Source organism: Bacillus sp. FSL R5-0560 (genome assembly GCF_037966305.1).
Classification (GTDB): Bacteria; Bacillota; Bacilli; order Bacillales; family Bacillaceae; genus Bacillus; species Bacillus mojavensis.
On record NZ_CP150195.1, the window covers coordinates 859,772 to 885,924 of the forward strand.

At 45.9% G+C, this 26,153-nt stretch carries 24 protein-coding genes; 14 read left to right on the forward strand and 10 right to left on the reverse strand.

What is annotated here, in order from left to right; all coding sequences use genetic code 11:
* A complete protein-coding gene (nosA, locus tag NST56_RS04195; RefSeq protein ID WP_339180217.1) occupies nt 1-1,092 on the forward strand; it encodes a nitric oxide synthase in 1,092 nt (363 codons plus the stop codon).
* Here nosA and NST56_RS04200 read toward each other — a convergent pair.
* On the reverse strand, nt 1,083-1,358 hold the full coding sequence (locus NST56_RS04200) for an acylphosphatase (RefSeq protein ID WP_010333374.1): 276 nt from the start codon (nt 1,356-1,358) through the stop codon (nt 1,083-1,085). The two genes, nosA and NST56_RS04200, sit on opposite strands and share 10 nt — an antisense overlap.
* A 66-nt stretch (nt 1,359-1,424) precedes the next feature.
* On the opposite strand from NST56_RS04200, the gene NST56_RS04205 reads away from it, so the two are divergent.
* Nucleotides 1,425-2,090, forward strand: a complete 666-nt coding sequence (locus NST56_RS04205; protein WP_268505992.1) for an MOSC domain-containing protein — start codon at nt 1,425-1,427, stop codon at nt 2,088-2,090.
* Nucleotides 2,091-2,127: 37 nt separating this feature from the next.
* On the opposite strand, the gene NST56_RS04210 is transcribed toward NST56_RS04205, so the two are convergent.
* The 4 genes from NST56_RS04210 to map all read right to left on the reverse strand — a co-directional run bounded on the left by NST56_RS04210 (nt 2,128) and on the right by map (nt 3,822).
* The gene (locus NST56_RS04210) at nt 2,128-2,265 is read right to left on the reverse strand and encodes a YflJ family protein (RefSeq protein ID WP_010333376.1); all 138 of its coding nucleotides are present in this window, start codon (nt 2,263-2,265) and stop codon (nt 2,128-2,130) included.
* A 158-nt stretch (nt 2,266-2,423) separates the two neighbouring features.
* On the reverse strand, nt 2,424-2,579 hold the full coding sequence (locus tag NST56_RS04215; protein ID WP_339180225.1) for a hypothetical protein: 156 nt from the start codon (nt 2,577-2,579) through the stop codon (nt 2,424-2,426).
* Between the two features lie 106 nt (nt 2,580-2,685).
* Complete coding sequence (locus NST56_RS04220; RefSeq protein ID WP_268447335.1) at nt 2,686-3,000, reverse strand: DUF3243 domain-containing protein; 315 nt, start codon at nt 2,998-3,000, stop codon at nt 2,686-2,688.
* Nucleotides 3,001-3,072: 72 nt separating this feature from the next.
* On the reverse strand, nt 3,073-3,822 hold the full coding sequence (map, locus tag NST56_RS04225; RefSeq protein ID WP_010333379.1) for a type I methionyl aminopeptidase: 750 nt from the start codon (nt 3,820-3,822) through the stop codon (nt 3,073-3,075).
* 170 nt (nt 3,823-3,992) lie between these two features.
* On the opposite strand from map, the gene nagE reads away from it, so the two are divergent.
* Complete coding sequence (gene nagE, locus NST56_RS04230; RefSeq protein WP_010333380.1) at nt 3,993-5,351, forward strand: N-acetylglucosamine-specific PTS transporter subunit IIBC; 1,359 nt, start codon at nt 3,993-3,995, stop codon at nt 5,349-5,351.
* A gap of 34 nt (nt 5,352-5,385) precedes the next feature.
* Here the strand turns inward: nagE and ltaS are convergent, their stop codons facing one another.
* Nucleotides 5,386-7,335, reverse strand: a complete 1,950-nt coding sequence (ltaS, locus tag NST56_RS04235) for a lipoteichoic acid synthase (RefSeq protein WP_339180233.1) — start codon at nt 7,333-7,335, stop codon at nt 5,386-5,388.
* A 256-nt stretch (nt 7,336-7,591) separates the two neighbouring features.
* On the opposite strand from ltaS, the gene NST56_RS04240 reads away from it, so the two are divergent.
* The 6 genes from NST56_RS04240 to NST56_RS04265 all read left to right on the forward strand — a co-directional run bounded on the left by NST56_RS04240 (nt 7,592) and on the right by NST56_RS04265 (nt 14,864).
* Nucleotides 7,592-7,984, forward strand: a complete 393-nt coding sequence (locus NST56_RS04240) for a DUF1992 domain-containing protein (RefSeq protein WP_339180236.1) — start codon at nt 7,592-7,594, stop codon at nt 7,982-7,984.
* Between the two features lie 137 nt (nt 7,985-8,121).
* Complete coding sequence (locus NST56_RS04245; protein WP_339180239.1) at nt 8,122-9,537, forward strand: sodium:alanine symporter family protein; 1,416 nt, start codon at nt 8,122-8,124, stop codon at nt 9,535-9,537.
* Between the two features lie 612 nt (nt 9,538-10,149).
* Nucleotides 10,150-11,562, forward strand: a complete 1,413-nt coding sequence (gene treP, locus NST56_RS04250; protein ID WP_168747200.1) for a PTS system trehalose-specific EIIBC component — start codon at nt 10,150-10,152, stop codon at nt 11,560-11,562.
* A 73-nt stretch (nt 11,563-11,635) separates the two neighbouring features.
* Nucleotides 11,636-13,324, forward strand: a complete 1,689-nt coding sequence (treC, locus tag NST56_RS04255; protein ID WP_339180246.1) for an alpha,alpha-phosphotrehalase — start codon at nt 11,636-11,638, stop codon at nt 13,322-13,324.
* Nucleotides 13,325-13,344: 20 nt separating this feature from the next.
* The gene (treR, locus tag NST56_RS04260) at nt 13,345-14,061 is read left to right on the forward strand and encodes a trehalose operon repressor (protein WP_339180249.1); all 717 of its coding nucleotides are present in this window, start codon (nt 13,345-13,347) and stop codon (nt 14,059-14,061) included.
* 137 nt (nt 14,062-14,198) lie between these two features.
* Nucleotides 14,199-14,864: an NAD(P)H-dependent oxidoreductase gene (locus tag NST56_RS04265; RefSeq protein ID WP_168747203.1), complete on the forward strand. Its 666-nt coding sequence runs from the start codon at nt 14,199-14,201 to the stop codon at nt 14,862-14,864.
* Nucleotides 14,865-14,898: 34 nt separating this feature from the next.
* Here NST56_RS04265 and NST56_RS04270 read toward each other — a convergent pair whose 3' ends face one another.
* Nucleotides 14,899-19,281: a multifunctional 2',3'-cyclic-nucleotide 2'-phosphodiesterase/3'-nucleotidase/5'-nucleotidase gene (locus tag NST56_RS04270; protein WP_339180252.1), complete on the reverse strand. Its 4,383-nt coding sequence runs from the start codon at nt 19,279-19,281 to the stop codon at nt 14,899-14,901.
* Between the two features lie 242 nt (nt 19,282-19,523).
* On the opposite strand from NST56_RS04270, the gene NST56_RS04275 reads away from it, so the two are divergent.
* Nucleotides 19,524-20,042, forward strand: a complete 519-nt coding sequence (locus NST56_RS04275; protein WP_326218831.1) for a type 1 glutamine amidotransferase domain-containing protein — start codon at nt 19,524-19,526, stop codon at nt 20,040-20,042.
* A 34-nt stretch (nt 20,043-20,076) separates the two neighbouring features.
* Here NST56_RS04275 and NST56_RS04280 read toward each other — a convergent pair whose 3' ends face one another.
* Together NST56_RS04280 and NST56_RS04285 are read right to left on the reverse strand one after the other, a co-directional pair.
* Entirely contained in the window at nt 20,077-21,273 is a 1,197-nt protein-coding gene (locus NST56_RS04280) for an MFS transporter (RefSeq protein ID WP_326218832.1), read from the reverse strand.
* Nucleotides 21,274-21,474: 201 nt separating this feature from the next.
* Nucleotides 21,475-21,690 carry a DUF1128 domain-containing protein gene (locus tag NST56_RS04285; RefSeq protein ID WP_010333391.1) on the reverse strand — a complete coding sequence of 72 codons (216 nt, stop codon included), beginning with the start codon at nt 21,688-21,690 and terminating at the stop codon, nt 21,475-21,477.
* A 201-nt stretch (nt 21,691-21,891) separates the two neighbouring features.
* On the opposite strand from NST56_RS04285, the gene NST56_RS04290 reads away from it, so the two are divergent.
* From NST56_RS04290 to NST56_RS04300, 3 genes are read left to right on the forward strand one after another with little or no spacing between them, the layout of a single operon-like run.
* Nucleotides 21,892-22,362, forward strand: a complete 471-nt coding sequence (locus NST56_RS04290; RefSeq protein ID WP_010333392.1) for a low molecular weight protein-tyrosine-phosphatase — start codon at nt 21,892-21,894, stop codon at nt 22,360-22,362.
* 18 nt (nt 22,363-22,380) lie between these two features.
* The gene (locus NST56_RS04295) at nt 22,381-22,704 is read left to right on the forward strand and encodes a hypothetical protein (RefSeq protein WP_010333393.1); all 324 of its coding nucleotides are present in this window, start codon (nt 22,381-22,383) and stop codon (nt 22,702-22,704) included.
* A 23-nt stretch (nt 22,705-22,727) separates the two neighbouring features.
* On the forward strand, nt 22,728-23,555 hold the full coding sequence (locus NST56_RS04300) for a YihY family inner membrane protein (RefSeq protein WP_010333394.1): 828 nt from the start codon (nt 22,728-22,730) through the stop codon (nt 23,553-23,555).
* A 198-nt stretch (nt 23,556-23,753) separates the two neighbouring features.
* Here the strand turns inward: NST56_RS04300 and NST56_RS04305 are convergent, their stop codons facing one another.
* Entirely contained in the window at nt 23,754-24,929 is a 1,176-nt protein-coding gene (locus tag NST56_RS04305; RefSeq protein WP_326196946.1) for an MFS transporter, read from the reverse strand.
* A gap of 167 nt (nt 24,930-25,096) precedes the next feature.
* Between NST56_RS04305 and cax the strand changes: the two genes are divergently transcribed.
* The gene (gene cax / locus NST56_RS04310; protein ID WP_326226351.1) at nt 25,097-26,152 is read left to right on the forward strand and encodes a calcium/proton exchanger; all 1,056 of its coding nucleotides are present in this window, start codon (nt 25,097-25,099) and stop codon (nt 26,150-26,152) included.
* Nucleotide 26,153: the final 1 nt, after the last annotated feature.

Genomic DNA, 26,153 nt, shown 5'->3' on the forward strand with positions numbered 1-26,153 from the left:
TTGGAAGATAAAGAAATACTATGGAATGAAGCGAAAGCGTTTATTGCCAATTGCTATCAGGAACTCGGAAAGGAGGATGAAGTGCAAGACCGTCTCGATGACATTAAAAGTGAGATTGACCGGACTGGAAGCTATGTACATACAAAGGAAGAGCTGGCGCACGGGGCGAAAATGGCTTGGAGAAACAGCAACCGCTGCATCGGGAGACTATTCTGGAATTCGCTGAATGTCATTGACAGACGTGACGTCCGGACAAAAGAAGAAGTACGGGACGCTTTATTGCATCACATTGAAACCGCAACAAATAACGGGAAAATCAGGCCGACGATTACGATTTTCCCTCCGGAAGAGAAGGGCGAAAAGCAGATAGAGATCTGGAACCATCAGCTGATCCGGTATGCGGGATACGATTCCGACGGAGAAAGAATCGGCGATCCTGCTTCCCGTTCTCTTACCGCAGCCTGTGAGCAGCTTGGCTGGCGCGGAGAGCGGACTGATTTTGATTTGCTGCCGCTTATTTTCCGCATGAAGGGTGACCAACAGCCGGTCTGGTATGAGCTGCCCCGGTCACTGGTGATAGAAGTTCCGCTGACCCACCCGGAATTCGAAGCGTTTTCTGACCTGAAGCTGCAATGGTACGGCGTGCCGATTATTGCGGATATGAGGCTTGAGATCGGTGGCGTTCATTATAATGCCGCACCGTTTAACGGCTGGTATATGGGAACGGAGATCGGTGCGAGAAACCTGGCTGATGAAAAGCGGTATGATAAGCTCAAAAAAGTGGCATCCGTTATCGGTATTGCCACTGATTACAATGCGGATTTATGGAAGGATCAGGCGCTTGTTGAATTGAATAAAGCTGTTTTGCATTCATATAAAAAGCACGGCGTCAGCATCGTTGATCATCACACGGCTGCAAGCCAGTTTAAACGGTTTGAAGAGCAGGAGGAAGAAGCGGGCAGAAAGCTGACGGGTGACTGGACATGGCTGATTCCGCCGATTTCACCAGCTTCCACACATATTTTTCACAGGTCCTATGACAATTCAATCGTCAAGCCGAATTACTTTTATCAGGATAAGCCTTACGAATAGACTATTGAAAACCGATGATGGCCTTCAAGGCTGCTGGATTCAGTGACAGAGATGCCGGTAACTTTTGAAAAGGGGCTGCCTTTCTTCACGGCCTCAAGAAATGATTGCAAGGCGTTTTCCGGCCCTTCGGCCAAAATCTCGACACGCCCGTCATCACGGTTTTTGACCCAGCCGGTGAGTTTATGCTTATCAGCTTCCGCTTGAACAAAGTAGCGGAAACCGACACCTTGAACCCGGCCGTCTGCAACGATTCGATATTGAAGCATGTAAAAACCACCTTTTCTTTTTATGATAATCAATCATTTTATATACTGTAAAGGGGATGTGTTCGTATGACATCAGCGCATTATTCCATTCTTTCTCTTAACCTGGGAAAGCCGCAGACGCTTGAATACGATGGAAAGAAAATAGAGACCGGCATCATGAAGCGGCCGGCTGCTTCCGCGGTTATGCTGTATCGGGAGAATTTTGATGGAGACGGACAGGCGGACCTCGTCAATCATGGCGGCCCTGATAAGGCTGTCTGTGTCTATCCCGCGGAGCACTATCCGTTTTGGACTGAGTTTCTCTCTAGATCGCTCCCTGACGCCGCGTTTGGTGAAAATCTCACGGTACAGGGTCTGACTGAGGAGGACGTTTGCATAGGGGATGTCTTTCAGCTTGATGATGCCGTTGTTCAGGTCAGCCAGCCGCGTCAGCCGTGTATAAAACTGGCCAAAAAGTTTGGTGTGAAGGATATGGTGCTGAAAGTTCAGCAAACCGGATATACAGGATTTTATTTTCGCGTGCTGGAAGAGGGCAGGGTCGCTCCGGATGCAAAGCTCGAACTGCTGTCCAGAGGCGAAAAAGGCATATCCGTCCAATTCGCAAACCATATCAAATACCATGACACAAAAAATCTCACTGCCATTGAACGGATGTTAAGTGAAGAAGCATTGTCTGAAAGCTGGAGATCTTCCTTTATCAAAAAACGGGACAGGCTGCTTTCAATTCAATAAAAAAGCCGCGCTTCTAAACGTGCGCGGCTTCACCATGTCAGGATTGTTTTTTCTTTGTTTCAAGCAGGTTGGCAAGAAAATAGGTTTTATAGCTTTGAAGCTTTCTTCCTTCATATTTCGTGATGCCCTGTTTTTTTAATTCTGCTACATACCAGCCTTTACTGCCGTAATGCATGTCAGAAAACTCCTTTCCCTATCTGATTGACCAAACGATTGGCATTGTAACATCTATCAAAAGATGCTGAAAAGAGATGCGGGGGAAACTGAGTCTTTCGCACTAGTGATGCGAACGTTCTTCCTGTATGTATATGCGGAGTAAACGCTGAATATGATTTAATGCCCGGTGAGTTTCAGCACGACAATGCCAAGTGTCATGATGCTGAACACAATACCGATATATGTAAGCATCCCGTTTTTTTTCTTCATGGCGAAAACGGTCATGATGATGCCTTCAATGAAAAAGACGATTCCAAAAATAATAAACCACATGCGGACAAAGGCTCCTTTCAAGACACATTAATCCTAGTGTAGCATATCTGGATGGGCCGGGCTGTGACAATATAAAGAAGCCGGGCATACGCCCGGCTTAGGTGTTTTATTGTTTCTCAACCAATTTGACTAATAGCTGTGCCAAATGTTTTTTCTCATCATCATCCGCAACGCTCCAAAGTTCCTGAAGCAGCATTTCTTCGCCGTTTTGCGGCTCTTCATGTTTCGCGAGGTAGTCTCCCAGGATCGCAGCGCTTTTGACAAGCTTGCCGTCATCTAATCCTAATTTCTTGCCCCGGTTAACTTGTTTTTTCAGGTAGTCTTTAAATTCTTCAAAGTCTTTTAAAATTTCTTCTTTTATTGTTCCGTGCATTGCATTCATTTCGTTTTCAATTTGGATTTTTTCTTGATCTCTGTTCATTACAGTGCCTCCTCCTGTGAATAGTGATGATTTACCTGTAAAAGGAGGAGGTTAAACATACGAAATGTGTTTTTACAGCTTTGTCAGGATAATCGGCTCGTCTTTGGTGATGACGATGGTGTGCTCAACTTGGGCAACCATGCTTTTATCCGGCGTCTTAAAGGTCCAGCCGTCTCCAGCTTCGACGATGGTTTCCGCTTTTGTTGAAATGAATGGTTCAAGTGCAATCACTGTGCCGTTTTTGAAGAGTGCGTTATCAAATGGATCATAATAGTTCATGATATGGTTCGGCGCTTCGTGAAGGCTTCTGCCGATTCCGTGGCCGGTCAAGGTTTTAATGACGGTAAATCCTTGAGAACGTGCTTCATGATAAACGGCTCTCCCGATCTGATTTTGGCGCTTGCCGGCTTTTGCCTGCTGCAGGCCTTTTTGGAAAGCATCTTCCGCGCATTGGCATAGCTTATGAAGGCGTTCTTCTCCTTCACCGAGCACAAATGAGATGCCTGTATCGGAGTAGAACCCGCCGAATTCAGCAGAGATATCAATGTTCACAAGATCTCCGGCTTTTAAAATAGTGGATGTGCTTGGAATACCGTGCGCCACCTCATCATTTACACTGATGCATGTAACACCGGGAAAGTCGTATTCTTTTTCCGGAGCCGAAACAGCGCCATGCTCGTCAAGCACCGCTTTTCCGATAAGGTCAAGGTCTTTTGTACTCATGCCGGGCTCTGCTTTCCGCTTCATTTCTTCACGCGCCAGCGCTACGATTCTGCCGATTTTTTTCAGGCCTTCTAATTCTTGATCGTTTGTTACAATCATCTGTCATTCCCGCTTTCTTTTTTAAATAATCTATTTTAAGCTTACCACAATTGGCTCTAGAATAGGAAACACACGAACCTGAGAAAAAAGAAATAGGCCGGGAAAATTGGTATAGATCACTAGATATCTTGTATGGTATATTTTTAAAAAAGGGTAAGAGGGGGATGGGTATGCTTTCATTTTTACAAAAGCTTGGAAAGTCATTTATGCTCCCGATTGCGGTTTTGCCTGCAGTCGGGATTATCCTTGCACTTGGCAGGGAGGATTTATTCGATATCCCGTTTGTTTATCAAGCGGGAACCGCTGTTTTTGATCACCTGCCGCTTATTTTTGCGATTGGGATTGCCATCGGCATTTCAAAGGACAGCAATGGGGCCGCGGGTTTATCAGGGGCGATTTCGTATCTGATGCTTGACGCGGCAACAAAATCAATTAATGAAGCAAACAACATGGCGGTATTTGGGGGAATTATTGCCGGTTTAATAGCGGGTTACACCTATAACCGCTTCAAGGATACAAAACTGCCGGAATATCTCGGGTTCTTCAGCGGTAGACGGCTTGTGCCGATTGTCACCGCTATTTTCACAATCATTTTAGCAGGGATATTCGGTGCGGTATGGCCGCCAATTCAATCGGGAATTAACGCGTTTGGGGAGTGGATGCTTGGGCTTGGCGGAATCGGCGCGGGCATATTCGGTTTATTCAACAGGCTGTTAATTCCGCTTGGTCTTCACCACGTGCTGAATAATATTTTCTGGTTCCAATTCGGCGAATATAACGGAGTGACAGGCGATTTGGCGCGCTTTTTCGCTAAAGACCCGACAGCGGGCACATACATGACGGGCTTCTTCCCGATTATGATGTTCGGTCTTCCGGCCGCATGTCTGGCAATGATTGTGACTGCCAAGCCGTCAAAGCGAAAAGCAACGGCCGGAATGATGATTGGTTTTGCTTTGACTGCCTTTATTACAGGAATTACGGAGCCGATTGAGTTTGCATTTATGTTTTTATCTCCGCTGTTATACGCTGTGCATGCAGTTTTAACCGGACTGTCGTTATTCATCGTTAATTTGCTCGGCATACGCTCTGGATTTTCTTTTTCAGCCGGTGCCATCGATTATCTTTTGAGCTACGGAATTGCAGAAAAGCCGCTGCTTCTGCTTCTGGTAGGTATATGCTATGCGGCTGTATACTTTGTCGTGTTTTACGTCTTAATTAAGACGTTGAATTTGAAAACGCCGGGACGGGAAGATGATGACTTGGATGAGGTGCTGGATGAGAACACAGCACAGTCTGTCAATGAAAACATCATGCTGAAGGGGCTTGGCGGAAAAGAAAACCTGCAGACGATTGATCACTGTGCGACAAGGCTGAGACTGACAGTGAAAGATACTTCTTTAGTGGATGAAGCGTTATTAAAGAAAGCAGGCGCAAAAGGAGTCGTCAAATCGGGCGGGCAATCAGTACAAGTCATTATTGGCCCGAATGTCGAGTTTGCGGCAGAGGAATTACGTGCTGCGGTGAAATAGAAAAAGCAGAGAGGCTGGCCTCTCTGCTTTTTTCTTATTTATCTTCGTCTTCTGTTGACGTCTCTGAATCTTCGCCGTGTTTTGTGTAATCATAATCGGAAGGGTTCACCTTTTTAAAACCTTTCGGGTTGTAGAAACGCAGCAGGTCTCCGTTTATGATTTTATCGGACATTTCGAGTTCCTTCTTGACGAGTGAGTCTTCTGACTTGTCGATCTCAGATTCATCAAGCTGTTTACCGGTTTTTGTGTCATAGTACTTGCCGGATATTTTCGTGTACTTCGGTGATATAAAGTCTCCGTTACGGAACGGAATCACTTCACGGTGTTCTTTAGATAAAATATCAGAACCGGACATCAGATAGTCTTTTGTATCCACTCCGAGCAAATGCAGAAGGGTTGGAGCCACATCGACGTCTCCGGCATATTTATGAACTTTTTCGCCCTTCACGCCGGCTGCGTGGATAAAGAGCGGCACCCGCTGAAGCTGGGCGTTGTCATAATCGGTAATTTCGTCTTTGCCAAGCACTTTGGCCATCGCGTTATTGTGGTTTTCAGAGATGCCGTAGTGGTCTCCGTACATCACGATAACCGATTTATCATATAACCCGTCTTTTTTCAGGTCATTGAAAAATTGTTCAATGGACTGATCAAGGTAATGGGCTGACTGGAAGTAGTTGTTGACGACAGAGTCACCAAAGTCTCCAGCCGGGAAGTCCGTATCCCCCTCATCCATTCCGAATGGGAAGTGGTTCGACAGGGTAATGAACTTCGTATAGAACGGCTGCGGCAAGCTTTCTAACAGCGGCATTGATTCTTTGAAGAACGGTTTGTCTTTCATGCCGTAGTTTTTCGTGTTTTCTTCGTTCATGTCATAGTAGGCAGAGTCGAAGAACTTATCGATGCCTTCCGCTTTGTACATTTCGTTTCGGTTCCAGAACGTCTGCGTATTCCCGTGGAACGTAGCAGATGTGTAATCTTTAGACTTCAAAATCGCCGGAACGGATTGAAGCGTGTTTTGCGCTTTGTTAACGAAAACGGAACCTTGAGCCAGCGGATACAGAGAGTTTTCCATCATAAATTCCGCATCCGATGTTTTACCTTGTCCTGTTTGGTGGAAAAAGTTATCAAAGTAGAACGTTTCGTTATCGTGTGCCAGTTTATTTAAGAACGGTGTAACTTCTTTGCCGTCAATCTTATAGTCGATGATAAAGGACTGCAAAGATTCAAGTGAAACGTAAATGACGTTTTTTCCTTCCGCTTTGCCGAAATACACATTGTTCGGCACATCGTAATTGGCTTTCATGTAGTTCTCAACTTCCGTTACGTCGCTTGAATCGGCGAGTGCGCGCTGGCTGTTGGATTTGACATTCTGCACAGCGTCATAAATCGTGAAATTGTATGTTCCTAAATATTTGACAAGGTAGTTTCGGTCAAATGATCTAGTCAGCAATTCAGGACGGTCTGATTCCGCAACTGCCAGGTTGATTAAGAAAACGAGAATCGAAGACGCAAGAACGATTCGGAATGATTTTTTGTTAGACGACGTCTCGGCAGGCTTGTTCACTTTAATCGCTAAGATAATCAGAATGATCGTATCAATAAAGTAAAAGGCGTCAGTCGGTCTCATCAGCGAAAATGCGCTGTCACCGAGTTGGCCGCCGTTTGTTTTTGCCTGCATAATGACCGGAATCGTAATAAAATCATTGAAGAATCGATAATACACAATGTTTGCGTACAGTAAAAAAGACATTAAAAAATGAATCACTATGATGGCTGTCTGCTGTAATTTTTTCTTGAACAAAAGTCCAAATCCAAGAAAGAATAAGCTTGAGCTGAGCGGATTCACAAAAAGCAATATTTTCTGGATCGTGTTGTCTATTCCTAAGTTAAAGTTCAGGACATAACCGACATACGTCTTTACCCATAACAGGACGACCGCAATTAAGAAGAAGGCCAGTCCTCTTTCTTTTATAAATGTTTTCATTGTTACACTCCTTTTTTCCGATCACAGTTCGAGCGAAACGATAGAAAAAACGAACGTATCCAATATAACACGAATCAGCTGATTAGAAAAGTGAAAATCGTCCGATGGAAAATGTGGCGAAAAACGCCGTCGAATCAACGATTTCCTAGGAAATCGCCAGATGTAAAAACAGGTTTCTTTCTGTCAATAAAGGAATAATATGGTTTGTGACAGCTGTATGATAAAATATGTTCATTATATGAATAGAGGTGGGACGATGGATTTTTCTCATATTGTGTCTGAAGATAAGATTAAACGCGCCATCAAAGACGGAGAATTTGACAACCTGCCGGGAATGGGAAAACCGCTGCCAAAGGATGATGCGGCCCACTTGCCGGAATCTCTGCGGATGGGATATCGTATGTTAAAAAATGCAGGGATGGCTGATGATGAGGGGGCACTTAAAAAAGAGCTTATGACCCTCAACCATTTAATCTCCAAGTGCTATGACGAAAAGGAACGTGAGCAATTAGTAAGAAAAAAATCAGAGAAGCAGCTGATGCTCGATAAGCTTGCCGATAAAAAAGGCATTTTTTCCAAACCAGCGTCATCGTTTTATAAGAATCAAGTATATGATCGCCTTGGGCGAAACAGACCTTCTTCCACTTAATTTTCCTTGTCAGACGGCTGTTTTTTAGCCATCCAATTTCCTTTCTTCCTCAATTTGACTCAGTTCTGTCTGTTCTAAAAGGTTTATGTTTTTCCATCTGTGGGGAAATGATCCATAAACGGGTAAAGGGTGATGGGATGGAACGACTATTAGAATGGGTAGAGCGTCTATCTGATTGGCTGTGGGGACCGCCGCTAATCATCTTACTGACGGGGACGGGATTGTACTTCACCATTTTGCTGAAGTTTTTTCAATTTCGCTATCCTCTATACATTTTGAAGCAGACGATCGGCAGCGTAGGAAAAAAGCCGAAGGGAGAAGGGACAGTTACGCCGCTTCAGGCATTGACGTCAGCCCTCAGTTCGACGATTGGGGCGGCGAACATTGTCGGGGTGCCTGCGGCTATCATGTTTGGCGGTCCCGGGGCTGTTTTTTGGATGTGGCTGGTTGCCTTATTTGCTATGGCGATTAAGTTTTCAGAAAGTGTGCTTGCTGTTCATTACAGGGAAAAAAATGAGCAGGGTGAATTTGTCGGGGGACCGATGTATTACATAACAAAAGGACTGCGCATGAAATGGCTCGGCGTGTTTTTTTCTGTTGCACTGATCGTAGAGCTGATTCCAAGCATAATGGTTCAGGGGAATTCAGTTTCAGTCTCTCTTGCCGAAACGTTTTCTTTCAATAAAATATACGCCGGAATCGGCATCGCGTTTTTGATTGGTTTAGTTGTAATTGGCGGGGTGAAGCGGATCGGAAAAGTAACTGAGTTTGTCGTGCCTCTCATGGCAGGGGCATACGCGGGAGCCGGTCTCCTGATTGTTCTAATGAATCTTTCATCTGTGCCGGTGTTTTTCTCTCTTATTTTTTCGAATGCGTTTACTTCTTCTTCGGCAGCAGGAGGATTCGCAGGCGCTGCCTTGGCTGAAACCATCCGCTGGGGGTTTGCCCGCGGCCTGTATTCTAATGAAGCCGGGATGGGAACAGCCCCGATTGCACATGCGGCGGCAATGACTGACCACCCCGTAAGACAAGGCTTCTGGTCTGTGATCGGAATTGTCATTGACACCTTGATTATCTGCACCACCACGGCATTTGTCGTCCTTGCATCCGGTGTCTGGACAGGGAAGGACGCCTCAAATGATCCAGCAGCATTGACTACGGCTGCATTTCAGCATTATTTCGGAGCTGGCGGAGGGTACTTCGTTTCGATTTCTCTCGTCTTTTTTGTTGTCTCGACCATTATGGTTGTCATATTTTACGGCGTAAAACAAGCTGAATTTCTATTCGGACGGCTGTCGGGACATGTCATTAAATTCGTCTATTTAGCGGCTATTATCATAGGTGCCGCAGGCGGAGCAAAAGCCATCTGGGGCTTTCTGGACTTAGCGTTAGCTTTCATTCTCGTTCCGAATGTGATTGCGCTGTTATTATTGAGCAAGAAGGTGAAAGCGCTGTATACCGAATTTTTCACATCAGAACAGTATTACCTGAAAGATAGAAGAAAAACGAAACAGGGCCCTGTTTACCAAACAAAAGAAGCTAAAAATTCGTAGTGTTTTTGGAATTCAACATCGTCTAACTCTTGATGATCAAATAGATGAACAAAGGCAGCACAACCGCATCACCCCATTAATGAGCGTTAGTGACTCTGAGGCTTTCTGTAAAGCCTCTCTTGAACCTCCTTTAGCCGCCTTTCATTTTTACAATCAGGCATTTTGACGTCGACAAAATAATAGTTTCAAGCTCGTATCGGCAGAGATTCCTCGTCTTTCTCTATTTCATCCTTCAGATACCGCAAAAAGGAAGGAGGGCGTGATCCTGAATAGATTTACGATTCCTTCGATATATACAACAAATCCGCACAGACCATTTCCGAAGTCAAACCCCAGCCTTCTGTTAATAGTGTTTTCCTTGAGATAGGAGAAAGCGGCCCTTCCTTGTTGGCCTCGAGCTCACGGAGGAACTTGCAGGGTATTCTCGTGTTTATTTATAGGGCTCACCTCTCAAAACAGTTGCTAGCTTTTTAGAGCAACCTTTCTGTTAAGCCATTCTATGACTTTACGAATAGTATGAAAGCGCTACAAAAAGTTGTTGACTACATGTATATACAGGACTACAATATAAACATAAGTTGTATATACAAGTTATCAAACGGAGGGGTTGGCATGGGGGAACTGAACAGATCAGCACGGCAAATTGTTGAAGCAGTCGGCGGTGCTGAAAATATTGCAGCGGCAACTCATTGTGTAACACGTTTACGCTTCGCGTTAATAGATGAAAGCAAGGTTGACCAAGAGGCGCTGGATCAAATCGATGTTGTAAAGGGATCGTTTTCGACAAACGGACAGTTTCAGGTTGTAATCGGCCAGGGAACAGTCAACAAAGTATATGCGGAACTGGTCGAGGAAACGGGGATTGGCGAGTCAACAAAGGACGATGTGAAGAAGGCCTCAGAAAAAAATATGAATCCTTTGCAGCGTGCTGTGAAAACGCTTGCAGATATCTTTATTCCGATTTTGCCGGCGATTGTCACGGCAGGTCTCTTAATGGGGATCAACAATATCTTAACGGCGCAGGGGATTTTCTTCAATACGAAGTCGATTGTGCAGGTGTATCCGCAGTGGGCGGATCTCGCCAATATGATCAATTTAATCGCAGGCACGGCCTTTACGTTCCTGCCAGCGCTGATCGGCTGGTCGGCGGTGAAGCGGTTTGGCGGAAATCCGCTCCTTGGCATTGTACTCGGCGTTATGCTCGTGCATCCTGATTTACTGAATGCGTGGGGCTATGGCGCCGCGGAACAAAGCGGAGAGATCCCCGTATGGAATCTTTTCGGCCTTGAGGTGCAGAAGGTCGGCTACCAGGGGCAGGTGCTCCCGATTTTGCTCGCTTCGTATTTGCTCGCCAAGATTGAATTGTTTTTGACGAAACGGACGCCCGAGGGAATACAGCTTTTAGTCGTCGCGCCGATTACCCTGCTCGTGACGGGTTTTGCGTCCTTTATCATTATCGGTCCGGTCACATTTGCGATCGGGAATGTGTTAACTTCGGGGCTTATCTCGGTGTTCGGCTCATTTGCCGCGCTGGGCGGGCTGCTGTACGGCGGCTTATACTCAGCGCTGGTGATTACCGGAATGCATCATACGTTTTTGGCAGTTGATCTGCAGCTGATCGGCTCTAAGCTCGGAGGCACATTTTTATGGCCGATGCTGGCGCTTTCAAATATCGCCCAAGGATCAGCGGCACTGGCGATGATGTTTATCGTAAAGGATGAGAAACAAAAAGGTCTTTCCTTAACATCAGGCATTTCCGCTTATCTGGGCATTACAGAGCCTGCCATATTCGGGGTGAACCTTCGCTACAGATTTCCTTTTATCATTGCGATGATCAGCTCAGGGCTGGCCGGGATGTATATCTCATCTCAAGGCGTTTTGGCAAGTTCCGTCGGTGTCGGCGGCGTGCCCGGCATTTTCTCGATTATGAGCCAGTACTGGGGCGCATTCGCAATCGGAATGGCGATTGTCTTAATTGTTCCGTTTGCCGGAACATACGCTTATGCACGACTGAAACGTAAATAACAAAGGGGAGCGGGACGTGTGATTGACGGTCCCTTTTTCCCTTTTTCATTAAAAAAGACGGTGGTGGAGACAGATGAAAACAGAACAAACACCATGGTGGAAAAAAGCCGTGGTTTATCAAATTTATCCGAAAAGCTTTAAAGATACGACGGGAAACGGCATTGGCGATTTGAATGGAATTATTGAAAAGCTTGATTACTTACAAACGCTTCAGGTTGATGTTCTTTGGCTAACGCCGATTTACGACTCTCCGCAGCATGATAACGGGTATGATATTCGGGATTACTACACGATTTATCAAGAGTACGGCACAATGGAAGATTTTGAACGCTTATTAGCTGAAGCGCACAAAAGAGGCTTAAAAGTCGTCATGGATCTTGTGGTCAATCATACGTCAACTGAGCACAAATGGTTTAGAGAGGCGATTTCTTCAAAAGACAGTCCATACCGTGATTTTTATATATGGAAAAACCCGAACGAAGACGGCACAGCCCCGACAAACTGGGAATCGAAATTCGGCGGCTCGGCATGGAAGCTTGACGAAGCCTCAGGCCAATATTATTTGCACCTGTTTGATGTCACACAGGCTGATTTGAATTGGGAAAATGAAGAGGTCAGAAAGCATGTTTACGAGATGATGCATTTTTGGTTTGAAAAAGGAATTGATGGCTTCAGGCTTGATGTTATCAATCTGATTTCAAAAGACCAGCGCTTTCCGAATACCAAAGACGGCAGTGACGGCCGTTCCTTTTATACAGACGGCCCCCGTGTACACGAGTTTTTGCATGAAATGAACAGGGAGGTATTCGCAAAATATGACAGCATGACAGTCGGTGAGATGTCTTCTACATCGATTGACCATTGCATCCGTTATACAAATCCGGGCAACGAAGAGCTTGATATGACGTTTAACTTCCATCATCTCAAGGTCGATTATCCAAACGGAGAAAAATGGGCCTTGGCTCCGTTCGATTTTCTGAAGCTGAAGGAGATCTTATCCGTGTGGCAGACGGAGATGCAGGCGGGAGGGGGCTGGAACGCTTTGTTTTGGTGCAATCACGATCAGCCGCGCATTGTATCGAGATATGGAAACGACGGTCCATATCGGGTGAAATCGGCAAAAATGCTTGCGACGGCCATTCATATGATGCAGGGCACACCTTATATTTATCAGGGTGAAGAGCTCGGCATGACGAATCCGAGATTTACCGGCATCAGCTCCTATCGGGATGTTGAGTCGCTGAACATGTATCACGCCTTCAAGAAAAAAGGCATGGCGGAGAAAGAGATTTTAGCCATTTTACAGGAAAAATCCCGTGACAATTCCAGAACACCCGTTCAGTGGGACGATACGCCGAATGCCGGATTCACATCAGGCACGCCGTGGATACCGGTCGCCGGCAATTACCGGGAGATCAATGCAGAGTCGGCGCTGAAGGACAAACATTCAGTCTTTTATCACTACCAGAAGCTGATTCAGATTCGCAAAGCGTACGACATTGTCACAGACGGAACGTATGAACTGATCGCAAAGGACAATCCAAACGTGTTTGCTTATATGAGACATGGTGAAAATGAGAAACTGCTCGTCATCAATAATTTTTACGGGACGGAGGCAGCCTTTACACTGCCGGACACGCTTAAGCCCGACGAGTGGGAGGCAGAGGTGCTTCTGACAAACGATGAAGAGAGAGAGGAACTGAAGAATATGACGCTCCGCCCGTATGAGTCCATTGTTTATCATTTAACAAAACCGTGCTAAACTAAGCTGGGTGGTCATAAATGAAGGTGAATAAATTTATCACAATCTATAAAAACATCGCACAGCAAATTGAAGACGGCCAATGGAAGGCGGAGGAGATTCTTCCGTCTGAACATGAATTGACTGCACAGTACGGCACATCAAGAGAAACGGTCCGAAAGGCGCTTCACATGCTGGCTCAAAATGGATATATCCAGAAAATCAGAGGGAAAGGCTCTGTGATTCTCAACCGTGAAAAAATGCAGTTTCCGGTCTCAGGGCTTGTCAGCTTCAAGGAACTGGCGCAAACTTTGGGGAAAGAAACGAAAACAGCCGTTCACAAATTCGGGCTGGTGCCCCCGTCAGATCTGATCCAAAAACAGCTTCGGGCACAGCCGAATGATGACATATGGGAAGTCATCAGGTCAAGAAAGATTGACGGGGAGCATGTCATTTTGGACAAGGACTACTTTTTCAGAAAGCATGTGCCTCACCTGACGAAAGAAATTTGCGAAAACTCCATTTATGAATATATTGAAGGAGAGCTTGGTCTTTCGATCAGTTACGCACAGAAAGAAATTGTGGCCGAGCCTTGTACGGATGAAGACAGGGAATTGCTTGATTTACGCGGCTATGACCATATGGTGGTTGTGAGAAACTATGTCTTTTTAGAGGATACAAGTCTCTTTCAATATACGGAAAGCAGACACCGTCTGGACAAATTCAGGTTTGTCGATTTTGCGCGACGGGGAAAATAAAGAGCGCCTGCCTGCGGCAGAGCGCTTTTTCTCTTGGTATCAAAATTGATACTATCATACAAAAATGTGCGTACTTTTACTTTTTATGAGAATGGCTACAATAGAAGTGAGAGTAACCAAAAGGAGAGGTGTTTAACATGGCAGAATTAAAAAAACAAATTCTGGATGCGTACCATTTCAGACATGCGACGAAAGAATTTGACCCGAATAAAAAAGTATCAGACAGCGATTTTGAATTTATTTTAGAAACAGGAAGACTGTCTCCGAGTTCACTCGGCCTAGAGCCTTGGAAATTCGTTGTCGTGCAGAATCCGGAATTCCGCGAGAAGCTTCGTGAATTCACATGGGGCGCGCAAAAGCAGCTGCCGACTGCAAGCCACTTTGTACTGATTCTGGCACGTACGGCGAAGGATATCAGATATGACGCTGACTATATCAAACGCCATTTAAAAGAAGTGAAACAAATGCCTCAGGACGTGTACGAAGGCTACCTGAGCAAAACCGAAGAATTCCAGAAAAACGATCTGCATTTGCTTGAAAGTGACAGAACATTGTTTGACTGGGCATCCAAACAAACCTATATTGCGCTTGGCAACATGATGACAGCCGCTGCGCAAATCGGCGTTGATTCCTGCCCCGTGGAAGGCTTCCAATATGATGAAATTCATCGTATTCTTGAAGAAGAAGGCCTTCTGGAAAACGGAAGCTTTGATATTTCTGTTATGGTGGCGTTCGGCTACCGTGTGCGAGACCCTCGTCCGAAAACAAGATCTGCTGTTGAGGATGTTGTGAAGTGGGTATAAAAAAGAAAGCTGCTCGATAACGAGCAGCTTTTTTTTATGCCTGATTCGCTCTGTTCTGTTTTCTTCGCTGATGCAAATATAATGCTGTTCCGAGTGCGCTGATCAGAAATCCGGCCAGCAGGATGGAATACATGGATGTGGCTGTGTCAGGAAGCAAGCCGCCGGCTGGGCCATCGGTTCCCGAACCGCCCGATCCATTTGTTGGTTCAGTGCCGGGAGGTGTTTGATCCCCGCCTCCGCCGCCTTTGCCGTCAGTCGGCTGTTTTCCGCCTGGTTTATCGGAGCCTCCGCCATTGCTGCCGTCATCACCGCCTGTCGGCTGATCGGACGGGAATGCCGGCGGTTTGTTGTTCTCACCGGAATTTAAGATCGTGTATTCGCTGAAGTGGTTTGTGTATCCTGTTACCATATCATTGTCAACTGATCCGTTTTCTGTCTTTGTGAAAGCTTTCTTTTTCCAGTCAACATGGTAAATGGCAGGGTTGTGAGCTTCTTCAATATCAAACATCCGAAGCGAAAGCTGAACGGGTTCTTTAAATGATTTCACTTCTTTTCCTTTTTGCTTCACTGTAAAGTCATATACATTTGATAAGGAGACGTTTAATTCTCCTTTAGATTCGATTCCGATCTCAGTATCCGCGGTTTTGATGTTCACCATTGGAAGCTTCATGCTGTACCAATAGTTGAACACCGTCAGGGAAGGATCTAAATCTCTATCCTTCAATAGCTTGACCTGATCTTTTTTCATTTTTAGATTGATAGGCTTCTCTTGAGATCCTTCAGACATTTCATAATAGACAAATGGCGTGTTGGCATTTTTAGCATAAATCGCAAATTTGTCTTCATCGAGTGTCCAGCTGCCATCCTTCTGCTTAGTCGGCAGGAATACTTCTTTAATGCGTCCTTCGATTTTAGGAGAGACCTTGTTTCCTAGTTTTTTCAGCTGTTCGGTGAAAATCTCATAATCTACGTAACCAAGGTCTTCACCATGGGATGCCTCCGTAAAGACAGAGTATCCGTCTCCACCGCCGCCGACAAAATGATTTGTTGCGACGCGGTAGGTATCATCTGAATTCAAATCAACTTTTTCTCCGTTAGGCGATTCGAATTTCACGTCTACAACACGGTGTCCAGGTTCGTTGTTTAATGTAAAGGTATATTCGATTCCAGCCACCTGAGGGAAAGCGCCGCCTCCGTTTTCCACATTGCTTAAGCCTTGTTCAAGAGCTTCTTTAATTTGTTTTCCGGTTAAATCAGCGACGTAAAGTGTGTTGCCGAACGGCATGACGTTCAGTACTTCGCCGAGAGTGATATCGCCTTTGTCAATGCCTGCTCTGATGCCGCCGCCATTTGTAATCGCAATGTCGGCTCCTGCTGATGCTTTCGCTTTTGCCAGCATGCCGTCCGCGATGAAGTTTCCGAGATTGGTTTCCTTCGTTCGCACATGCTCACGCTGGCCGTCAAGCACCACATCCGTGTAGCCGACTTTTTCATTTTTAACGTCCTCTAATTCTTTTTTGAAATATTTGAGTTCTTCTTTTGCTTCCGCGTTTTCCTCTGTATGTTCATCAATTGGCAGCACGCTCAGATTTGATTTGTCTGTTTGTACAACGCCGTTTTCATCAAACACGACATCGACACGCCCTAAGAATTGGCCATATTCTTTTGCCTGCGCCACGATAGTCGGTTCGTCGTTTTCCACGACCTCCATTTTGTCCACGAGGGTGTGGGTGTGTCCTCCGATGATCAAGTCAATGCCTTTCACTTTTTTGGCTAGCTCAAGATCGCGGTTATGCCCAATGTGGGTGAGAGCGATAATTTTGTTTACTTTTTCATCTTCCTGAATCGTTTTCACGGTGTTCTGCGCAGTTTGAAATGCGTCGTTAAATACAATGCTTTTGCCCGGGCTGGATGTTGTGGCTGTGTCTTCTGTTGTCAGTCCGAAAACGGCGACTTTTTCACCGTCAACGTCTAACAGAATGTACGGATGGATGCCCGGCTCTTTCTTTTCTCCCGCAGTAAAGGTCTGTGGCTTTTTGACATATGATTTCAGCTTAGGTTCATTTGATACGTCCACGTTCGCGCTGACGATCGGAAAATCGGGCGCTTCAAAGTGATACCGGTTTGCCGGATCGACAGTTGTGCTGTTCCCGCTGAGAAAATCAGAAAGCACGGACGGACCTTTATCAAATTCGTGGTTTCCGAAGGTCATGGCGTCATAACCCATCATGTTCATCAGCTTCAGGTCGGCTAAACCGTTCCATTTCGTGAAATACAGGTCGCCGGAAAACACATCTCCCGCGTCAAGCAGGATGTTGTGGTCTGTTTCGTTTCTTACTTCGTTGATTTTCGTCATTCGTCTGGCTGCGTCATCAAGGTGCGCGTGCGTATCATTCGTATGCATGACGGTAAGATCCCATAATCCGCCTTTAGGAGGATCGGTATCTGAATCGTCGTCAAATTGAAGCTTGTACACGCCATAGCCTTCATTTGAAGAATGTTTTACATAAGCGACATCATCGGCTTTGTCCGCAAAAGGCTTGGCTAAAAGTGAAGATTCAAACGTCAAATTCGTGCCGGAAACCGGTGCAATCGACCAGTTGTTATCGGCTTTTGGATTTAATGTTTCCTGTTCAATAATGTAATCCATCAGCACCTGTCTGTTTTCAACTGCGGAGCCGTGGACAATCTTATCACTCGTCAGATGAGGGAAACCACCTCCGCCGGCTGCGCGGTAATTATTTGTCACTACGAGAAATTCCTGGCTCGGGCTGATTGGTTTGCCTTCATAGGAAAGATTGATGATCCGGCTTGAATTTCCGTTGATCACTTTTCCGTTTTCGTTGTATTTGGCCGGTTTCGTGACATCGACTTGATAGGTGACGCCGTCAATCACGTCAAAGTTGTAGGAGCGGAAATTCTCATTCAGCAAGGCTTGGTCGCCGCCTTTTGACGGATCGATTTGATTAAATTGGCCCGCTGACATGTCGAGCCAGTCCTTCACTTCGCTGCCGGTCAATTTTACGATCTGGAGGGTATTATCGTACAGATACAAGTCACCGACGTTTTTAATCGCAAGATCCCCGGCCGGAATGTTGGTATAGTAATTGGCTCCGTTTCTGCCGCCGGCTTTAAACGGCGCGCCGGCTGACAAAATCGGGAGATCCTTATACTCGGTATCCTTCATTTCGTTTTCCGCGTACCATTTTTGCGCATCTGTCACAATTTGAATAGAAGGGTCGTCCTTGACCTGTGCAAAGAAGCTGTTTATGTCAGCTTCTGTTTTGCCGACAGGCTTTCTGACATATTCCAGCGTGTTTTGATGTGTTTGCTGAATGGTGTTTGTGACGGCTTCGTTTCTGGAAGCGACACTGCCGGCAATTGATTCGATGCTGCCCTTGGAATCTGCGACCTTCCACGAGCCGTCTGTTTTTTCAAGCTTGAGGTCAATAACGCCTAAATATTTGCCCCAGCTGCTTGGCATGACGACCGGAATGCCGTTTATTGTTCCTTTTTCAACATCGAACTGAGCGGCACCCGCATAATCTGCGGAAGGGAAGAGTCCGTGCTGATGGCCCGAGACAATCGCATCAATGCCCTTGGTTTTCGTGGCCAGGTCAAAAACGACGTTTTCTGCACCTGACGATTGCGCCTGCTTTTCAATACCGGTATGGGCAAGGGCAATAATGACATCCGCGCCTTCTGCCTTCATTTTCGGTATCGTTTCATTGGCAGATTCGACAATATCCTGTACCTGAACCTGTCCTTCGAGATTCTTTTTGTCCCAGGTCATGATCTGCGGCGGGACAAAGCCTATGTAGCCTATTTTGATCTTCTGTTCGTTTCCGTTTTCATCTGTGACTGTTTTTTCGTTAATAACATACGGCGTATAACGGTGTTTGCCGCCAGGTGTTTTGACATTGGCATTTACAATCGGGAAATCGGCTCCTTTGATCGTGCCGTCGAGAAAGTCGAGCCCGTAATTAAATTCATGATTCCCCAATGTGCCGGCGTCGTATTTCAGCGCATTCATGACGCTGATGATCGGGTGGGTTTTCGCGCCGGAGATAATGTCGTCTTTTTCATATTTCACCGCGTATTCGCCCAGCGGATTCCCTTGAATCAAGTCGCCGTTATCGACGAGCAGGGTGTTTGGGCTTTGCTCACGGTGCTTTTGGATCAGCTGAGCCGTTCTGGCAAGCCCGAATTCTGTCGTTTCTTTGTCGCTGTAGTAATCGTAATCCATCATGTTGGCATGAATATCAGTTGTAGCCAAAATACTGAGATTCACTTGAGGAGCCGTGTTTTCTTCTGCGTAAACGGGCGGTGTTGGGAGGATTAGGCTAAGTATCATAATGAGGGGCAGCAGAATACGGAGAATGTTACTGACGTCTTTTCGTCTTTTCTGTATTCTCACCAGTTCTCCACCTTTCAACGAAATTTATGTTACAGGTTCTATTGTAAGAATATTTTGTAAGCATTTGTAGATGTTTCTTTATGATTATTGTAAAAGGGAGAAAAATAAGTATTATGTATCATCTTTGAGTGATGTGAATTGGGTCATTGTGCTTATCGTGTGTCAGATCTGCAAAATGTTTATTATATTGTGGCTGGGGTAGAGTGTTTTATGTAGACATATTAAGGGGGAGGTTATCAATCATGGGTAAAAAAATCGCCGTTGTGCTGACAGATTATTTCGAAGACAGCGAGTATACTGAACCAGCCAAAGCATTTAAAGAAGCGGGGCATGAGCTGACCGTTATCGAAAATGAAAAAGGAAAAACCGTAAAAGGCAAGCAGGGGAATGCGCAAGTCACAGTCGATGCGTCCATTGATGACGTAAACCCTTCCGACTTTGACGCGCTGTTAATTCCGGGAGGGTTTTCACCCGACCAGCTTCGTGCCGATGAACGGTTCGTCCAGTTTGCAAAAGCGTTTATGACGGACAAAAAGCCGGTATTTGCGATCTGCCACGGCCCGCAGCTGCTGATTACTGCTAAAGCGCTGGAAGGCAGAAAAGCGACAGGCTATACGTCTATTCGTGTAGATATGGAATACGCGGGGGCTAATGTCGTTGACCAGGAGGTAGTGGTTTGCCAAGATCAATTGGTCACCAGCCGAACGCCGGAGGACCTTCCTGCATTTAACCGCGAGTCTTTGGCACTGCTTGAAAAATAACAAAAACGGACGCCCTGCGGGGACGTCCGTTTTTTCATGATCGCTTGGAGCCTGCGGTTAGTTTATTGTATCTGTAATACAAAAAGGCAGCGGAGACTGTCCCGATGACAGCAATGCCGAAGTCGAACATAAAGATATGGGCTATGCCTCCCGCTTTTGCAATGAGTCCTGTAGCAATCGGCAGCAGAATCGACGCAAGACTTGAAGCTGTCGCAACAATTCCGGTGACGGTGCCTTTGCGTTTCCAGAAAAGCTCTGTCATTAATGTAACGGTAATTTGAAACACACCAGCGGTTGAAAATCCTAAGAAAAAGGCTGTGATATCCAGCACAACTGGATCGTGAATTGTAAGCATAACCGCAAGCGTACATAATGTAATAACGGGGTACAGCAGCGTAATCATCACCGGTTTTACCCATCTGTTCAGCAAAAGAGCTAATAATAAAACCGATATCAAAGATCCTATACTATAGTAGCTCAGCAATTGTACGGATGCTGATTCAGCTAACCCTGCAGCCTTTTGGGCATAGCTTGGGAGCCAAATTTGAGAGACTGTAAATAAAGCTGTTGAAGTAAAGCCAATAATAATCAGGGCAGCGCCTTCTTTCTTCATGTCGGGTTCTGATAAGAAAGCTGGAGATCCCTGTTGCCCGGAGCTGATTGGTTGTTTCTGTTTTTTTGGCAGCGAAACTGCTGATAAATAGAGGATATTCAGCGCATAGACGGCTGCCGGCAAATAAAATGCAAATCCGTAGAATAGGCTATGGTCTGCCAAAACTGTAATCAGGAGCGGCAAAAGAGCGGCCCCGAGAGACATAAAAGCTTTTACCAAGACATTCGCCGAGCTGGGGGCAGTTGGAAAGAGCTCCGTTAAAGCCGGATATGTTCCTGCGTCCATGGCTGAATTTGCGACTCCGGCTAATAAAGCAAACACAAACGCAAGTTCATAACTCGGTGATAAGGGAATACCGACTAAAAAGACAGCCATCATTCCTGCGGAAGCCACAATGAGCGGTTTTCTGCCTACTTTATCTGATAAAACGCCAGATATTCCGTATGTCAGCAGCTTGCCGAATCCGATAGCCGCAATCACATAACTGATGCCTGTCGGGTCGGTATTCCACTGCTTTGTTAAGGAGGACATGTTGGATGCGAGAATAATATTGACCATTCCGAGCAAGAAGTAGTTGATGTACATTCCGGTTGCTGTTTTGACGTATTTCGTTTTCATTCTAGTACTCCTTCAAAATCTTATTCGACCATTTGCTGTGTTCGCCAAGACCGGCGCCTTGCTGTCATCATGCTGATGTCATCGGGTAGATGTTTGCGGGCATGCCTGCTGCCGCGTCTTTCCGGCTCCCAACGAACGAAAGCAAAAAGAATCATCTTTATCCATAATAAAAAAAGACTTGCCGAATGCCGGCAAGCCCCATTATTTTCGAAGTGATGCAAGTTCTTGAGCGATCGCCTGCATTTCGCTCGGGCTGAATGCTTCTTTTTTCATCACCATTTTATGAAGGTAGGTGAGATCCTCTATTTTTTCGTCGCTGAAGTCTTCCGCTTTGATAACCCCAACATTCAGCATGTTCAGTTTTTGTGAAATCTCTTCAATCATTTGAGTTAATGTTTCAGTATTTTGGCTGGACAAATGATTACATCCTTTCTTTCGCGTCATTTGGTATGTTTTATTCTAACAGAATTCCATCAGAAAAAAACCCTATTCTCATTTCGTCCATTTATTTCAAAAAAGTGGTGACATCAGTTGAAATGTGATTGAACATCCTACTAAGATAGCGGTAAAGGTTTCTTTTTAGAGAAATATGGGCAAAGAATAGGGAGGTTGCACAACATGATCAGCGTATTATTTGTTTGCTTGGGAAACATTTGCCGGTCTCCAATGGCGGAAGCGATATTTCGGGACTTGGCAGCAACAAAAGGTTTAGAGGGGAAAATCAGAACAGACTCAGCCGGCATCGGCGGCTGGCACATCGGCAATCCTCCGCATGAAGGAACGCAGGAGATATTGCGCAGAGAAGGAATCAGTTTTGAAGGCATGCTGGCGCGCCAGGTGCGCGAACAGGATTTAACCGATTTTGATTACATCATTGCGATGGATGCAGAAAATATCGGAAGCCTGAGAAGCATGGCGGGGTTTAAAAAAGCCGCACAGATCAAGAGGCTGCTTGACTACGTTGATGATTCAGATCTTGCGGATGTTCCCGACCCTTACTACACTGGGAACTTTGACGAGGTCTATCAATTGATCAGATCAGGCTGTGAGCATCTGCTTGCATCCATTCAAGAAGAAAAACTATTGTAAGGGAAAGGAGAGTTCATCATGAACAATGAACGCTGGTTGCTGAAAGGGGTCATTCTCGGAGCCGCGGCAGGCGCTGCGCTATCCTTATTCCATAAGCCGACGAGACAGGCCTGCGGCATGAGATGGATGACGTGCAAGCATAAAATGTCTCTGTACAAAAACAATCCTGAACTATTGAAAAACAATGTCATTACAAAAATTGATCAAGCAAAACAGCTGGCCCAGACGCTGTCAGATGAAGTCGGCTTCGTTAATCAGCAAGTTAAAGAGCTGAAAAAAACAACGCCGAAAGTGATGGAGCTGGTACAGGAAACGAAGGACCACTTTTCAAAAGATAAATGATCAAACATTCGAGGTGAGACGACATGAACTTTCTGAAAGAGCTGTTCGGCAGATACACCCTTCATGAGGGGCAAAGCAAATCTGCGGAGCTGGCGTATTTTTTTCTATTATCGCTGTTTCCGTTTTTGATTTTTATGCTGACGCTCACCGCGTATCTTCCGATTTCTACAGATGACGTGCTGGGGGTTGTAAAACAATACGCTCCCGGGAGTGCGATGTCCCTCATTGAATCCATTACCCACCAAACATTAAATGACCGAAACGGCGGATTGCTGTCATTCGGGATCATCGCGGCGTTATGGTCTGCGTCTAATGGAATGAATTCCATCGTCAGATCGTTAAACCACGCGTATGAAGTGGAGGAAAACCGCTCTTTTATCATTGTTCGTCTGACCTCAATTTTTCTGACGATTGCCATGGTGTTTACCATTTTAGTTGCCCTCCTTCTGCCGGTATTCGGCCGGCAGATTGGACTGCTTGCTGCGGATTTTGTCGGCGCGTCGGACCTGTTTTTATCCATCTGGACTGCGATTCGCTGGGGAGTCAGCCCGCTTGTGCTGCTGATTGTTTTTTCTGCTTTGTACATCATCGCCCCTAACAAAAAGCTGTCGCTTCGCTTTGTGATGCCGGGTGCACTGTTTGCGGCCATCGGCTGGATTGTCGTCAGCACCTTGTTTTCGTTTTATGTCAGTACATTTGCGAACTATAGTGCCACATATGGAAGCATTGGGGGGATCATCGTCCTGATGATCTGGTTTTACTTAAGCGGCATTTTAATTATTTTAGGGGGAGAAATCAATGCGCTTTTACATAAACGTAAAAAGCTTCCTGATGAAAATCCCTACAATTAGCGCACCCTATAAAGGAACTTCAGTTCAAAAATGATCCGGGGGGCTAAACGTGATGACAAAGCATACGAAAAAAGGCGGAAGCCATAACAAACAGAACTCAAAGAGCAAATCGAGCCAAAAAACTAGCGGAAGTGCCAACGGACAAAACGGCTATCATTAGAACAAAAGCCTCCTGACATGATGTCAGGAGGCTTTTTCTTATGAAGAGGAAGAATAGGTCTCAGCCGCGGGCCAGCTTTTCGGTTTGCCTAAAGCAATAGCGAGCCAGACAGCGGCCAGAATGAGGGTAATCAAATAAAACAAGTTAGCGCTTTCGAAGGTTTGCATATACCAGCCGCCCGCAATCGGCCCGAAAATGCTGCCGAGACTGAATGAAATGCCGCAAAGCAAATTCCCCGCCGGAAGCAGGTGGGACGGAAGAAGGTCTGTCATAAAGCTGATGCCGAGTGTAAAGGTTGACCCAACTGCCATGCCCGCAATAAAGAAGCAGCAGCCGATCACATAAGGAAACGGGAACACGCCTGCGATGAGAAAGCAAATGGCTCCCGCCAGCAAAATCACAAGCAGCACATTCCGTCTTCCGTATTTATCGCTGAGAATGCCGAGCGGGAATTGAAAAATAATGCTCCCGATCGCAAATGCAGGAAGAATCAAAGCGACGGCGTCCACAGATAAACCCAGACGCAGCGCATATACAGGAAAGCTGCCGTTTAATGCTGTCTCCAGAAATCCGTACCCGAACGTAGGCATAAACGCAACCCATGCAAACAGCATAGCCTGGTAAAAGCGTCTGAAACTATTGTCTGATTGGGTTTCATGAGGGCTGGTTTCCGGGTATGCATTTTGTAGCAAGAAAACAAACAGCCACGCAAGCAAACTGATGCAGCCTGACACGATAAAAGGCAGTGCCGGACTCAGCTTTACAAGCGGAACCATAAACGGGCCCGCAGCAAAACCAAGGCCAAAGGAGAGTCCGTAAATGGAAAGATTTCTCCCGCGGTTTTGCTTTGACGACATGGAGGTCACCCACGTTTGCGTCGAAAAATGAAGCATATGGTCGCCGATCCCGATGAAAAGACGAAGCAGAAACCACACCCAAACCGACTGAAGCCAAATGAACCCGAACAAGCTTAAAATGACGATGCTTCCGCCCATGACAATCAGCGGTTTGAAGCCCAGTTTTCTAAGTGGAGCCTCCATAAACGGAGAAGCCAATAGCACTCCGATGTACAGTCCGGTCGCATGCAGGCCGTTAATCGCCGCGGATTCACCATTTGTTTCAAAAATAATCGAGATGACGGGCAGCAGCATGCCTTGTGAAAAACCGGATATGGAAACAAGCAAAACCAGAATAAAAAAATGCTTTCGTGACATCGTGTCTGTTCTCCTTTGTGAGATCTATGTTGATCGTACACCGATTTCCAAAAGCCGGCAACCTGAAAAAAGCCTAAATCGCCCGTAAACATTTGACCTCGTGTAATCATGATGATTTTTGTGAAGAATAAAAATAAAACAAGTCATACAAAAGGAGTCAATTCACTATGAATCGTATCTTTTTTATATTAGTGGCGGCGGGTGTCCCGCTGTCTGTTATCGGCAGTTTGATGCATTGGCCTTCTGCCATTCTCTTTGCAGTCTATTGTGTAACGATTATTGCTTTGGCAAGCTATATGGGGAGAGCGACAGAATCGCTGTCCATTATTGCAGGGCCGCGGATCGGCGGTCTGTTGAACGCCACCTTCGGGAATGCGGTTGAGCTGATTATCTCGCTATTTGCATTAAAGGAAGGTCTCACCGGAATCGTGCTTGCTTCTTTAACCGGTTCAGTGCTAGGAAATCTCCTGCTGGTTGCGGGCTTATCGTTTTTTGTCGGCGGTTTAAAATACAAGCGGCAGGAGTTTAATATCCATGACGCGCGCCATAATTCCGGGCTTTTGATTTTCGCCATTATTGTGGCTTTCGTAATTCCCGAGGTGTTTTCGGTTGGTATGGGGGATACAAGCAAGCTTAATTTGAGTATCGGCATCAGCATCATTTTGATTCTGTTATATGTGGCGGCTCTGTACTTTAAACTTGTTACGCACCGCGGTGTATATCAGCCAAAAAATGCTGTCAAGCCAGAGGAAGAGGAGCAGCCGGAATGGTCAGGGAAGGTTGCCACGCTCGTCTTGTTTGCGGCAACAATTGTCGTGGCGTACATATCCGAAAACCTGGTGCACACATTCCACTCGGTTGCTGAACAGTTTGGCTGGAGTGAGCTGTTTATCGGGGTCATCATCGTTGCGATTGTCGGTAATGCGGCGGAACACGCTTCAGCGATTATCATGGCTTATAAAAACAAAATGGACATTGCGGTGGAGATCGCTGTCGGCTCCACTTTGCAGATTGCCATGTTTGTCGCGCCAGTGCTCGTGATCTGTTCCATCTTTTTCCCGGTAAGCATGCCGCTTGTCTTTACACTGCCGGAGCTTGTCGCGATGGTATCTTCCGTTCTCTTGATGATTGCCATTTCGAATGATGGTGATTCCAACTGGTTTGAAGGTGCTACGCTGCTAGCGGCTTATGTCATTATGGCGATCGGCTTTTTCCTTCTTTAAC

What these genes read in the sequence shown, in the direction of transcription:
- NST56_RS04200 (WP_010333374.1), bottom strand. Translation starts at nt 1,358, where the DNA reads ATGCTTCAATATCGAATCGTTGCAGACGGCCGGGTTCAAGGTGTCGGT.
- NST56_RS04205 (WP_268505992.1), top strand. Translation starts at nt 1,425, where the DNA reads ATGACATCAGCGCATTATTCCATTCTTTCTCTTAACCTGGGAAAGCCG.
- NST56_RS04210 (WP_010333376.1), bottom strand. Translation starts at nt 2,265, where the DNA reads ATGCATTACGGCAGTAAAGGCTGGTATGTAGCAGAATTAAAAAAACAG.
- NST56_RS04215 (WP_339180225.1), bottom strand. Translation starts at nt 2,579, where the DNA reads ATGTGGTTTATTATTTTTGGAATCGTCTTTTTCATTGAAGGCATCATC.
- NST56_RS04220 (WP_268447335.1), bottom strand. Translation starts at nt 3,000, where the DNA reads ATGAACAGAGATCAAGAAAAAATCCAAATTGAAAACGAAATGAATGCA.
- map (WP_010333379.1), bottom strand. Translation starts at nt 3,822, where the DNA reads ATGATTGTAACAAACGATCAAGAATTAGAAGGCCTGAAAAAAATCGGC.
- nagE (WP_010333380.1), top strand. Translation starts at nt 3,993, where the DNA reads ATGCTTTCATTTTTACAAAAGCTTGGAAAGTCATTTATGCTCCCGATT.
- ltaS (WP_339180233.1), bottom strand. Translation starts at nt 7,335, where the DNA reads ATGAAAACATTTATAAAAGAAAGAGGACTGGCCTTCTTCTTAATTGCG.
- NST56_RS04240 (WP_339180236.1), top strand. Translation starts at nt 7,592, where the DNA reads ATGGATTTTTCTCATATTGTGTCTGAAGATAAGATTAAACGCGCCATC.
- NST56_RS04245 (WP_339180239.1), top strand. Translation starts at nt 8,122, where the DNA reads ATGGAACGACTATTAGAATGGGTAGAGCGTCTATCTGATTGGCTGTGG.
- treP (WP_168747200.1), top strand. Translation starts at nt 10,150, where the DNA reads ATGGGGGAACTGAACAGATCAGCACGGCAAATTGTTGAAGCAGTCGGC.
- treC (WP_339180246.1), top strand. Translation starts at nt 11,636, where the DNA reads ATGAAAACAGAACAAACACCATGGTGGAAAAAAGCCGTGGTTTATCAA.
- treR (WP_339180249.1), top strand. Translation starts at nt 13,345, where the DNA reads ATGAAGGTGAATAAATTTATCACAATCTATAAAAACATCGCACAGCAA.
- NST56_RS04265 (WP_168747203.1), top strand. Translation starts at nt 14,199, where the DNA reads ATGGCAGAATTAAAAAAACAAATTCTGGATGCGTACCATTTCAGACAT.
- NST56_RS04275 (WP_326218831.1), top strand. Translation starts at nt 19,524, where the DNA reads ATGGGTAAAAAAATCGCCGTTGTGCTGACAGATTATTTCGAAGACAGC.
- NST56_RS04280 (WP_326218832.1), bottom strand. Translation starts at nt 21,273, where the DNA reads ATGAAAACGAAATACGTCAAAACAGCAACCGGAATGTACATCAACTAC.
- NST56_RS04290 (WP_010333392.1), top strand. Translation starts at nt 21,892, where the DNA reads ATGATCAGCGTATTATTTGTTTGCTTGGGAAACATTTGCCGGTCTCCA.
- NST56_RS04295 (WP_010333393.1), top strand. Translation starts at nt 22,381, where the DNA reads ATGAACAATGAACGCTGGTTGCTGAAAGGGGTCATTCTCGGAGCCGCG.
- NST56_RS04300 (WP_010333394.1), top strand. Translation starts at nt 22,728, where the DNA reads ATGAACTTTCTGAAAGAGCTGTTCGGCAGATACACCCTTCATGAGGGG.
- NST56_RS04305 (WP_326196946.1), bottom strand. Translation starts at nt 24,929, where the DNA reads ATGTCACGAAAGCATTTTTTTATTCTGGTTTTGCTTGTTTCCATATCC.
- cax (WP_326226351.1), top strand. Translation starts at nt 25,097, where the DNA reads ATGAATCGTATCTTTTTTATATTAGTGGCGGCGGGTGTCCCGCTGTCT.